This is a genomic window from Lentisphaerota bacterium (assembly GCA_016873675.1).
GTDB lineage: Bacteria > Verrucomicrobiota > Kiritimatiellia > RFP12 > JAAYNR01 > VGWG01.
This window is the reverse complement of the sequence record VGWG01000079.1, coordinates 1-12629: the sequence shown is the minus strand read 5'-3', so window position 1 is coordinate 12629 and position 12629 is coordinate 1. Positions and strand designations below refer to the sequence as shown.

General features: G+C 62.5%; 5 protein-coding genes and 1 pseudogene. 4 read left to right on the top strand and 2 right to left on the bottom strand.

What is annotated here, in order from left to right; all coding sequences use genetic code 11:
- The first annotated feature begins 1156 nt into the window (after positions 1-1156).
- The gene (locus FJ222_09585; GenBank protein ID MBM4164673.1) at positions 1157-1642 is read left to right on the top strand and encodes a hypothetical protein; all 486 of its coding nucleotides are present in this window, start codon (positions 1157-1159) and stop codon (positions 1640-1642) included.
- On the opposite strand, the gene FJ222_09580 is transcribed toward FJ222_09585, so the two are convergent.
- Complete coding sequence (locus FJ222_09580) at positions 1629-4715, bottom strand: alpha-mannosidase (protein MBM4164672.1); 3087 nt, start codon at positions 4713-4715, stop codon at positions 1629-1631. The genes FJ222_09585 and FJ222_09580 overlap by 14 nt on opposite strands.
- A gap of 335 nt (positions 4716-5050) precedes the next feature.
- Here FJ222_09580 and FJ222_09575 point away from each other — a divergent pair, with 335 nt between their 5' ends.
- Positions 5051-6025, top strand: a complete 975-nt coding sequence (locus FJ222_09575) for a hypothetical protein (protein ID MBM4164671.1) — start codon at positions 5051-5053, stop codon at positions 6023-6025.
- Positions 6026-6041: 16 nt separating this feature from the next.
- Positions 6042-7166 (top strand): annotated as a pseudogene (locus FJ222_09570) (RCC1 repeat-containing protein).
- 1420 nt (positions 7167-8586) lie between these two features.
- Here the strand turns inward: FJ222_09570 and FJ222_09565 are convergent.
- Positions 8587-8796, bottom strand: coding sequence for a hypothetical protein (locus tag FJ222_09565; protein MBM4164670.1), 210 nt, complete (start codon positions 8794-8796; stop codon positions 8587-8589).
- 3415 nt (positions 8797-12211) lie between these two features.
- Between FJ222_09565 and FJ222_09560 the strand changes: the two genes are divergently transcribed.
- The coding region (locus FJ222_09560) for a hypothetical protein (GenBank protein MBM4164669.1) at positions 12212-12629 on the top strand (418 nt) is incomplete at its 3' end.

Below are 12629 nucleotides of genomic sequence, written 5' to 3'. Positions count from 1 at the left end.
ACCCGTACCGTCTCATCAGCAGCGCGGGTGATTTCTTCGGTAGCGCCGAAGTCTGGGAATACCAGCAAAAGCTCTTTCGCTACATCATGGCCCGCTGGGGGTACAGCCGGGCGCTGTTTCTCTGGTTTATTGTGGACGAAATCAACGGCACGGAAGGGTGGCGCGATGGCGGCCGCGCCGTGGCCGAGACCTGGTGCCGCAAGGCGCATGCCTTCTTCAAGAAACACGACCCGTACCGTCGTCCCACGACCGGCACGCTGAGCGGTGGCCTAAGCGAATGGTGGCCGGACGGGTATCGAATATTCGACATTGCCGCGCGGGAAATTTACGAGGCCCAAGGGCATCCAATGCCCACCCGAGGCAAGCGGGAACCGGGCGATGAGAACCCACTGCGTGTGAGTTACCGCAACTACGCCAAGCAGGTGCGGGACCTGTGGCATGGATTCCGCAAGCCGGCGATCATTGGCGAATGCGGCTGGGACCACACGTATTACGAGCCTGGCACGCCCGGCTATCTCGCCATGTGTCACAACGCCCTCTGGGTCAGCCTGGCCAATGGCCTGTGCGCAACGCCGTTCTGGTGGCGGTACGAGGATAAGATCAACGATTGCGCGGTCAACAATCAGATGATGTCCTTCGCGCAGTTTGTGGCGAACATTGACTTTGCGAACCTGCAACTGGAGCCCGCCGAGATCACAGCGGGCGCCTGCGATGCCTGGGCGATGAAGAGCGACGCGCTGATTTTCGGGTGGATTGTGAATCCGGGCGTCGGCGTCGCCAATGAAACCTTCACCCTATCCGGTTTACGCGATGGCGCGTATGAGGTGCGGCTGTACAAGACCTGGCAGGGTCGGTATCTCGACACACAGACGATCTCGGCGCAAAACGGTAAGATCGAATGCGCCATTCCAGAATTACTCACCACCGATGGCCATGCGTCGAACATGGACGATGATGTCGCCTTCCGGATCGCACCCCACGGGTAGGCCCGGAGTGCCGGGATTCCGATTCTGGCATCCTTCACTCACATTGCTCAAGACGCAACGGGAAGTTGGAACCGGCCAACAGGAGGAAAAGCGGCTACCGCGAACCCCAACCGCCAGTCCCCTGTAGCGTATAGAGTTGAAGGACGGATGCGGTTCACTTCACGGCAGGCGTGACGACCTCAGGTTTGACATCCGTTGTAGTTTTAACGACGGGCGGCTCGGCCGGCGGCTCGACCGGTTTCACGACCGGCGGCTCGACGGGCGGCACAACCGGCGGCACGGCCGACGACACGACCGGCGGCACGGCCGACGACACGACCGATGACACGGCCGAAAGTGCCGCGCTGCAGGCTTGGCACTTGTTTTGCGCCACCGAACACGTCGGACAGAGCGAGAACGAGCCGCTCGTCGTGGCTGCGCCACAACCCCCGCACTTGCCCATGTTCATGATATGCGACTTGCGGACACATTTCGCGCACAGTCCCGCACGTGCCGAGACAGGCACGAGCACGAGTGTCACTACCAGCACTAGGCCGGTCATCCAATGTGAAATGCATTTACTCATAAGTCACCCCATCTGTTGTTTGAATCAGTGGTTGCGTTCAGAAACTGTTAACCATGGCCTGTCCAATTCCCCTATCGTTACCCGCGGCTGAACCGCAGCGTGCGGATCTCGAAGGGGCGCAGGTCCAGTGCAGCCCGGCCATCCTTGAGCCTGGCGACGCCCTGCTTTTCCTCCAGCATGTTGACCACCGTCACCCGCTGCGCCGGCAGCGCGCAGGTGAGCGTGCAGGTCGTGGCGGTGCGCATGGCTTCATAGAGGCGCACGATCACATCACCGGAGCCATCCTCGGCCAGTTTGACCGTCTCGATGATGACATTCGGCGCGTCCACCGCGAAGAGGCTCGCCGTTCCGCCATTGCCCGGATGAACCGTGGCCGGGATGTTGAAGTCGTAGCCGCTCTGCACAATGCCGGCATCTCGGAAGGCCGCGTTGTTCCAGCACTGGAAGGCGTAGGCGAACGTCTGCACACCCCGGTCAGCCGTCATGTCCGGAGCCAATGGGGCGCGCAGCAGGGTCAGGTTGATACTGTTCCCTTCCACACTGACGCCGTACTTGCAGTCGTTCAGCACGGCCGCACCCCGCCCTTCCTCCGTCAGCGCGGTCCACTTGTTGTTACAGACCTCGAAACGCGCGGCATCGTACTCCATGGAGTCGTGCGTGGGGCGCCGCACGTGTCCGAACTGGATCTCATGCAGGGCATCCTCACTGTGCACGGTAACCGGGAAGTTGACCTTCAGGAGCTTGTGTTTCTCCTGCCAGTTGATCCGAGTACGGAACTCCACGCGCGGTGATCCGGCATGCACCGAAATCTCCTGCGTCAGCTCCGATTCATTGATCTGCCTGGTCACACGCAGCGTCGCGACCAAGGGCCCATTGGCCACGACATCGATGCGGGCCTTGGCGTCCAGCGCCACGGGCTGAAACTTGTAGGGGCTGTCGATATCCCAAGCGTCGAACCAGCTCGGCACGTCCTTATAGAGCTTGAACGCATTGCAGGGGCCAGCCGCCATCTCGCGATCACAGGTCAGATCCCGGATGCTGGTGATCTCACCAGCGGCATTGAGCGTCAGTTTGACGAGCTCATTTTCCAACGACTGCCGGGTTGCGCGCACCGCGCTCAATGCCGGAGCCGCTGGAGCAGCCTTGCGCAACGTCAGCCAGCCGCAAGCCGGCAACTTTGGCGTGCGCGCCAGAGTGCGGCCCTCGATGACCTGCACCGGCAGGGCTTGGCCTGCCGCGTCCTGCGCGCCGGCAAAGCCGGCCGGGAGTTCGATCAAAGCCTCCCGCTCCCAGGAGAGGGCGTTGAACACGGTGATGGCACCGGACGCTTTGCGCGCCAATGCGCTTCGTGCCTTGTCTGCGATCGCGCGGCTGTCGCGAATGACCGCAGCCAGCATGGCCTCCGCTTCCTCGTACACGCGGTGGATGGAGGATCCGGGAATGATGTCATGGAACTGACAGAGGAGCACATCCTTCCAAAGCTGGTCGACGCGGGTCAGCGGATAGGCGGCATCCGCCAGCCAGGTCGACGCCGCGCCCCAGAGTTCCGCTTCGCGCAGCCCGAACTCCGACAGGCGATTCGCCTTCTTGGTCCTGGCCTGCGAGGTGTAGGTGCCGCGATGCGCCTGGAAGTAGAGCTCTCCCGCCCAGACCGGCAACTTACGACGGTCCGGCGAGCGCATCATGGCGTCGAAGAAGACTGCGGGCGCTTCCTGTCGGCACTTCGGCAACCCCTGGCAGTCTTCCTGCCGACGCAGGTATTCGAGGTGCTTACGGGTCGGACCGCCACCGCCGTCACCCCATCCGAATGGCATCAGCCGGGCCTTGTGCCAGCCGTCTTTTTGGACCCGTTCGTGCCAGCGCGCCAGCGTATGCTGCGGTTTGGTCTGGGAGTTGTAGTCGTTGTGGATATAGGTCAGCACGCGCGAACCATCCAGCCCCTCCCACCAGAACCAGTTATACGGGAACTGGTAACCGCCGCTGTAACTCCAGAAGATCTTCTGGGTGGAGAAGTAGTCAATGCCGCACCCGGCCATGATCTGCGGGAGCGCGGCGGAATAGCCAAACACATCCGGCAGCCACATCAGGCGGCTGTCCACGCCGAACTCTTCGCTGAAGAAACGTTTGCCATGGATGAACTGCCGGATCAGCGACTCGCCGCCGGTCACGTTGGTATCCGGTTCCACCCACATGCCGCCATCCGCGATCCACTGCCCTGAGCGCACCGCCTGCTTGATGCGCTGGTAGAGCGCCGGGTAACGCTTCTTGGTCATCTGATAGAGGTGCGTCTGGCTCTGCAGAAAACGATATTCTGGATACTCCGCCATCAAAGCCAGTTGCGACGAGAAGGTGCGGCAGCACTTCCGTTCCGTCTCCTGCAACGGCCAAAGCCAGGCCACGTCAATGTGGGAATGGCCAAAGGCGTGCATGGTCGGCGCGGACGAGCCGTTGCGAGCCGTCAGAAAGGGCTTCAGGATTTTGCGCCCGGCGCGAACGGACTCCAGCATTTCGGCGCGCGGCAATTCCAGATCCACCGCCAGCGACATCTCATTAAGCGCCTCGGTCACTTCCGCGACCCGCAGAGAGTCCTTCTCCTGCGTGTGCTCAAGATACTGGGCCAGTGTCTCGGTGTCCATCCGGAGCTGGAACAGTTCCTCTTCCCAGATGCCGAAGGTGGTCACTCCCACCTGGGTCTGTTTGGGTGCCGGTTCGGGGACCATTTCCCGTCCGTGCTCGCACGGCCCCCCCCCGGCCTCCCACCGCCCATGACCGCCATAGCTCTCGATCAGGATGTGGAACTTTTCGCCCCCCCTGGCCTTGCGCGTCAACGTGATTTCGCGCTCCGAGTGCCCTTTCGCGCCGGTGGCGACGCCATTGACAAAAATCGCCGACTCGCCCCCCGTCTCGATGCACAGCACGAGGCGCTCCCCTTTGGCGCTTGTGGGCACGACCACCTCGCCCCGGAACCAGGCGTATTCCCATTTGGCGCCCCACGCCGTTCCCGCTGGCATCGGCCGGAACTTCTTCTTTTCCGCCTGCTCCAGGGTCAGTTGCTCCATCGTGCAGAACCCCTGCAGATCAACCGTCCCCAATTGGCGATAGAACAGGCGAGGCATGGCCTCGCGCCACTTCTTGACCCGCCGCTGCCAATCCAGATTGCTCATCGTAATAATCCCTTTCAGACCGCGTGAACATCAGCCGGCTCATTGATAAGAAATCGCGTTTCGACTGGCTCCGGTTGGCCTCGGTCCGCATGGACCGAACGCATGCCGGAACCGCTCTGACAGAGCGATGCCATGCGCAGGAGCATGCCAGAATCAGGGGAAAGAGTCAAGCTGCCCGCACCCAATTTGACGCCCCACCCTGATTCTGCTATAGTATTGGGGAAATGTTTGGGGGTTTTCCCCTGCCCTGACAAGCGATTTCTTAGGAGTCAATGGGGTTGAGTAGACTATGTTCAAGAAGCCATTTGGATGGATCGTCGTCGGGGGTCTGACCGGTGTTGTTGCCGTTGGACTGTGGTTCCTATTTTCAAAAGACGTTTCTTCTGAAAGTCACGGCCGGGCGGTGTTGCAAGCTGGGGGTCGCGGCGCGGCCACGGTTCCGGCAGAAGGTGTTCCTGCAGAATCAGTTCCTGCGTCCGGGACAACGCCGAAACAGGCTTCGTCATCGCTCGTGCCGCTTCCATCAGGTTCGATCCCGACTCCGACCGCTGGCATTCAGTCCGTCCCCCCCCTCGGCGGCAACGCCTGAACCTGGGCTGACGGTTCCCGTACCCGACCCGGTGGCGGAGCCGGCGGTCGATCCGGCCGTGGCCCGCTTTGCCGACGTTCAAATACCCCTCGAAAAGCGCGAAGCCGAGATTAGCGCGTTGGCCGCGCGCGGAGATGCCGAAGCGATCCGTATCCTGACGACATTGGCCAGTCAGGACGTGTATCTGAACCGCGCGGCTGTGGAAGCGCTGGGCACGATCCGCGACCCGGCCGTCGCCACTTTTCTGCGGTCGAAGCTCGGCGATGTCAACACGCACGATGTCACGCTGCTGTGCGAATGCATCCGCAGCGCCGGCAAGGTGCTCGGGGACGAGGCGGTCGTCGCCATCGGCGACGTCATGAGGGCCGCGCGCAATCGGGATGATGGCCATGCCGTCGCCGTTCGCGCCGCATGCATCCGGACGATGGGCGAGCTTCGTCGCGTCGAAGCGGTGCCGCTGCTCCAGGACGAGCTCGACCATTTGTGCGCGCAGAAGCGGCTCGATCTCGCTCACGGCTCCGAGATCGTCAAGGCCTACAGTCTAATCGGCGACGCGCGCGCCGTGAACAGCTTGAACCAATACGCCGATTTTCTCGATCAAAACAAACCCTCCCAACCGGAGCCGCGAGCGTATTTCGAGGAGAAGATCAAGGAAGCGCGCGACACAGCGCGACAACTGACCCAAGAGACACGCGAAGCGCTGGACGCGCCGAGGACTTGACGAAAAAGGAAAAACGATGAACGCAAAAATCAGGGCTGGCAGGGTGATGAAGATCATGGGTCTCGCCTGGATGGCGGTGGCGGCTCCGGCATGGGCGGGGGAGTTCTCCAGCGCCATCAGTGCGGGGTATTCACACTCGTTGGTGGTCATGGCCGACGGCACGGCTTGGGCGTGCGGCGATAATTCCAATGGCCAGATCGGTGATGGGACGCGCGGCGCCAATCGGTACAAGCTTGTTGAAGCTTTGGGACTTTCCGGCGTCACGAACATTGCCGGAGGCAGGAATCACACCGTCGCGCTGCTCTCCGATGGTACGGTCTGGGCGTGGGGCGACAACGCCTATGGCCAGCTCGGGAACGGGACGAACACGGACAGTTCTGTTCCGGTGCAAGTTTCCGATCTCTCCGGGCTCACCGGCGTCGTCGTCGCCGTCGCCGCAGGGGCTGATCACACCGTGGCGCTGCAAGCTGACTCCTCGGTCTGGGCGTGGGGCAACAACGGCAGTGGTCAGCTTGGAAACGGAACGAACATAAACAGTTTCGTCCCGGTGCAGGTTCCCGGGCTCACCGGCGTCGTCGCCGTCGCCGCAGGGGCTGTGCACACGGTTGCGCTGAAGGACGACGGCTCGGTCTGGGCGTGGGGCGATAATTACTTTGGCAAGCTCGGAGACGGAACCGGTACGAACAGTTTCGTCCCTGTGCAGGTGTCCGGACTCACCGGCGTCACCGCCATCGCCGCGGCGGATTCCCATACCGTCGCGCTGAAGAGTGACGGATCGGTCTGGGCGTGGGGCGCGAATGGCTTTGGCCAGCTCGGAGACGGGACCGTCGGGATAGCCCGGTGGACTCCCGTGCCAGTTGTCGGGCTCTCCAGCGGCGTCGTCGCCATCGCCGCGGGGTACTGGCATACGATGGCCGCGAAGTCCGATGGCTCGGCCTGGACGTGGGGGTGGAATATGATGGGCCAGCTTGGTGACGGCACCACGACAACCCGGACGACTCCCGTTCGGGTCTCCGGGCTGACCACCGGCGTCGTCACCGTCGCCGCCGGGCAATATCACTCCCTGGCGCTGAAGTCTGACAGCACGGTCTGGGCGTGGGGCAACAATTCCGCCGGCCAGCTCGGAGATAACACCACGACATCCGCTAACAGGCCGATCCAAATGCTCACCGCGTTTAACTATGTGCCGCAGGCGCATGATTTTCGCTTCCTCTGCCTTCCGAACGGGAGTGCGACCAACCCGGCCGACTATTATGATCGCGATTTGAGCGGAACCTGGACGGCGGTGGTGGTGTCGAACGTGGCGCATGGCACCGTCACGGTTATCAACGGAGCCAGCTTCGTCTATACGCCAAGCCCGGGCTATGAGGGGGAGGACTCGTTCAAGTACCTGGTGAACGACGGGGAGACCAATTCCAACATCGCCACAGCGCGCATCAAGGTGCGCCCATACGGGGATCCGGCGGGCATGGCCGTGGTCATCGTGGTTCAGAACAGTCTGTATCCGGAGCTGTCGAATGAGGTTCACCGGTTGGAAGCCGATCTGAGCAACGAAGGCTGGGCGCCGATTGTGAAGAGGTGGAGTACCACCAGTGTGTCCGGGTTGTGGACCTATCTGCGGTCGATCTACACGAACGACCTCCACTGGATGAGCGGCGCGATCCTGGTCGGTTACAACCTGCCCTTGCCGACGGAATACGATATCTGTTACTGGGACCTCACCACGTTCAACCAGACCACGCTACAGGCTCCGGATGACGTCTGGGTGAGCCGGTTCGCTTCGTCGAACGTGAAAGAACTCAGAAACGCGCTTGACGCGAATCACTATTATCGCACCGATCAGTCACGCCTCCCCCGCGATGCCTGGTACTGTCAATCCTACGATGACTGGGGACCGATCAATATGTCCCACGTCGCCGCCTATCTCAAGGTGTGGGACGACACCAATACCCTTGCGACCAGTTCGATAGAGACACCCATGCGGGAGGGGTGCGAGGTGATCTACCGACACGATCACAACTCGCCTGCGACGGGAACGGGACCGTTCATGGGTCGGTTCGCCTTCATCGCCGGCTGCTATGCGGGCGATATCGGCGGCTCGGTAGCCCGCTACCAGTTTTCCGGCTTCGGCGCCAACCTCATGAGTTGCGGGTCGAAACACCTGACTGAGCCCGGGTTTCTGACGATCGCTCGGTCTCTTAAGGACAATGATTGGTTATCGGAGCAACTGAATGCGGGCGAGAGTTGGGGGGCGTGCATCTTGCAGTTGCCCGTTGCCCCTTATGCCTATTTCCGCGATCCCGGCTTCATCTACTACGGCGATCTGTCGCTGGCCGCGAAGATGGCGGGCACGAACCAGTTGCCGGTCGTCAGCAGTCTTGTCTCCGACAACTCCACGCTGACCCGGGGGCAGACGGTCACGTTCACGGTGAATTTCACCGATCCGGACGCGGCGTCCAGCGACAGCCCGCACGTCGATTTCGAACACCAGGTGCAGTGGTACATGAACGGCTATGGCTGGACCAAGACTCCCGACTATAGCCTGACCAACGGCAACGTGCTCACGCACACTTACACCACACCCGGCGTGTACACGGTCCGGGCCCTGGTGATGGACGAGTGGCGCGCCGCGGCCTGGAAGGAGACGACGGTGGCCGCGACGGAAGAGGAGACAGTGGCCTATGACTTCTTTGAGGGCGGCGTCGGGAGCGCCGGCTGGAGCACGGGGTGGACTTACAGTCAGGGCGGGAGAGAGGATAATGCGCTCGCAGGCGAGGGATCCTGGTATTTGTACGTGAAAACCAACGGCATCGCCACGCGCGGAGTGGACATGACCGGCGTGTCCGGCGCGAAGCTCAGGTTTCAGTGGAGAGCCGTAGGTTTCGATCCCGGCGAGACGGCGCAGATGGAGGTTTATGACGGATCCTGGCATACCGTGTTCACGGTGAATGACGGCGATGACGACAAGTCGTATTATCAGGCGGCCGAGATTGATCTTTCGTCCTATGCCATGGTGTCCAACTTCCAGGTCAGGGCTTCCATCCAGTGCAATTCGGCGGCCGAGATTCTCTATGTGGACAGTCTGCGCATCCTGGCCGACGGCGGAAACGACGCGCCGACCTGTGAGCTGACCGCGCCGACGGACGGCGCGACCTTCGTCGCGCCAGCCACGATCACGCTCACGGCCGACGCCTCGTCACCGAGCGGCACGATCGCCAAGGTGGAATTTTTCAACGGCGCCACCCTGCTGGGCGAGGATATGACCAGCCCGTACGAGTATACCTGGAGCAACGTGACGGTGGGCGCCTATACGCTGACGGCCCAAGCCACGGACAACAGCAACGCCGTCGCGACGTCGGCCGAGGCAGACATCACGGTAACGCCCCCGCCCAGCGGCGATGCCCTGGTGACCAGCGTCTCGTTCGTAGGGGTTCCCGAAGGCGGCACGGCCGCGTTCCGGGTGAAACTCGCGGCCGAGCCCGCCGTCGACGTGACCGTTGCCGTCGTGCGCACGAGCGGCGACACCGACCTATCGGTGCAGTCCGGCGCGAGCCTGACCTTTACCCCGGGGAATTGGAATACTTGGCAGACCGTGACACTGGCTGCGGCCGAGGACGGTGATGCCGCCAAAGGGAGCGCTGCCATCACCTGCTCGGCGCCCGGATTGGAAACTGTCATGGTCACGGCGACCGAGATCGACAACGATAGTCCCCCTGCAACCGATACCGACGGCGACGGGCTGCCCGACGACTGGGAAGCCCGGCTCGGGCGCGCGACCAATGTGGTCGAGCAGACGAGCGCGCTGCCGTTCGTCGAGCGGTTCGAGTCGGATACCGTGACCTTGGGCGAACTGAACGGCCAGAACAAGTGGGTGGCCGTGCCGGCCAACACGGCGCTGGTGCAGTCGGACGATGTCTTCGAAGGTATCCGCGCGCTGGAGATCGCGAACCCCGAGTCCACGACAACGGCGGTGAGCCAGGCGTTCACCGGCGCGCCGCTGACGGTGGTCTGGCTGGACCTGCGGCAGAAGGTGGCCGGCATGACTGTGCCGGACAGCGTGCCCGACGCCGCTGCGGGGATGCTCTTCAACAACGATGGCCGACTGGTGGTCTGCGACGGCGCGCGCCCGGCGGGAACCGAATGGGTCGTGCTGATGAACCACACGCCGCGCGCGGCCGGCGCCTGGGCGCGGCTGACGGTCCGGGCCGATTACGCCTCGCAGACGTGGAATCTCTACCTCGACGGCACGGCCGTGGCTGAGAACCTCGGTTTCGCCTCGCCGCAGACACGGCCCACCTGTTTTTCGATCGAAGGATCGGGCGGAGTTGTGGACGATCTGTACGTGGGCCTCGCCCAGCCCGCCGGTTTCCCCGGCGCGGGCAATCTCGTTCCCGACGACTGGTATCTGGGCTATTTCGGCGGGATCCGTGCCGACGGCGCCGATTCCGACGGCGACCGGATGAGCAATCGGGAAGAGTACCTCGCCGGAACCAACCCGGACGACGACACCTCTTATCTCGGATTCACCAAACTCCCCGTTGGCGGGGTTGCAGGCGAATTCCTGGTGCGGTGGCAGAGCGTCTCGAACAAGCTGTACACCCTGCAGGCGTCAACGAATTTGACAGACGGTTTTAACCTGATTCTCGGATCGAACATCCTCGCCACGCCGCCGGATAACGTGCATACGGACAGCGTGGGGAGCGTGCGGACGAAGTTCTATCGGCTTCTGCTGGAAGATTAGGACCCGTTTCGGAGAAGACAACGGCGCAACGCGGGGGGTCTTCGGGTGCGGCGGGAGCGGTTGGGTGCTGCTATCGGGATCGGGACCGAAATCTTCGCGAAAGCCAGAAATTCGGCCCCGATAGCGATTTCGATTTCGACTGGTTGGCTGTGCTCATCACTAGAATGAGAATTTCTGATTCACCCCTCCCGATTTGACGCCCCACCCTGATTCAGCTATAGTATTACCCTATCAAGTCGTTCCTTTCAGACCGGTCATCGGGCGTTTGCCCGTGCCGACTGACAAGCGATTTCTTATCAGTCAATGGGGTGGAGCAGAATATGCCTAAGAAGCCATTTGGATGGGTAGTTGTCGGCAGTCTGACGGGTGTTCTTGCGGTCGGGCTGTGGGGCCTGTTTTCAAAAAGCGGTTTTTCTGCAAGTCAGGGCCGGGCTGTTTCTCAAGGTGTCGTGCTGGATGCGGCCGTGGGCGCCACAGCAGTGCCAGGGGAAGATTCGCCGGCTTCCGGGCCCACGGATGAACAGGGTGCGCCACCGCTCGCGCCGCCGTTATCGGACTCGCCCCTGACTCCGACCGCCGGTGTTCCGTCCAGGCTGCCTGCGCCATCCCGCCCGAACACGCACGTGGCCAGCCCGCTGGCAGCCGGGAACGAAGGTGTGATGGACCCGGGCGGCGTGAAGGACCGCTACACGGCGAACGAGATCCTCGACGAGCGCACCAGCCCGCCCGACGCCAACGGCCAGTACGAGCGCGTGCGGGTTGTGAAGACCCGCATGAAGTATCCGCTGGTCAGGGTGGTGGATAGGCTTCAGGTGTCAGGTGTCAGGGGCCAGGTGTCAGGAGTCCTGAGTCCTGAGTCCGGCGTCCCTTCCCCTGCCACTCGCCACTCACCACTCGACACTCTGTTGAGCCAGACCGCCATGGTCGCCAACCACGTGACCTTGAAGGTTACGGAAGGGACGACCGAGGCCCAGTTGGCGGCTTATGCGCAGGCCCATGGCGGCACAATCCTGCGCAAGCTGCGGGTGCCGGGTCCGGGAACCTATCTGGTGGCATTCGACCAGGCCACGGTGGACACGGTCCCGAATGCCGTGGCGGCGCTGAGTCATCCCTCCGCCCCGGTGGAATACGTGAACCCGGACTACGTGGTGTATGCGACGCAAACTTTTCCGAATGACCCGCGATTCAGCGAGCTGTACGGGATGCACAACACCAGCCAGATCGCAGCCACCGGCACGGTGGTTTCGGCCACGAACACGGTGTCCGGATCGGCGATCGCCTTTTCCCCGGTCACAAACGGCGTGACCGGCACGCTGTACCACTGCGGGATCGGGAATCCAGGCGACTTCCCGGCGGGGGTCAGCAACAACATCGCCCTGATCCAGCGCGGAACGCTGACCTTCGCGGAGAAGGCGGCCAACGCCAAGGCGAAGGGCGCGACGGCCGTGATCATCTACAACAACGTCTACGGCGACCTTTTGGGGACATTCCAGGTAGCCGGTGCATGGCTGCCGTCGCTCGCGATATCGGATACGGACGGAGCGCTGCTGTTGACGCGGACGAACACAGCCGTGACCGTGTCGGTTTACGGCTGCAAGTTCGACGCCGACATTGACGCGCCCGAAGCGTGGGACATCTCCACCGGCAGCACGAATATCGTGGTGGGCGTCATCGACACCGGCATTGACTACAACCACCCCGACCTGGCCGCGAACATGTGGGTCAACACGCTCGAGCTCAATGGAACCCCTGGCGTGGACGACGACGGCAACGGGTTCATTGACGACGTGCACGGCTACGACTTCGTCAACGATGACGGGGATCCCATGGACGATCACTTCCACGGCACTCACTGCGCCGGCA

Excerpts from the sequence above, each read along its gene's own strand:
- FJ222_09580 (MBM4164672.1), bottom strand. The coding sequence starts at position 4,715 with ATGAGCAATCTGGATTGGCAGCGGCGGGTCAAGAAGTGGCGCGAGGCC.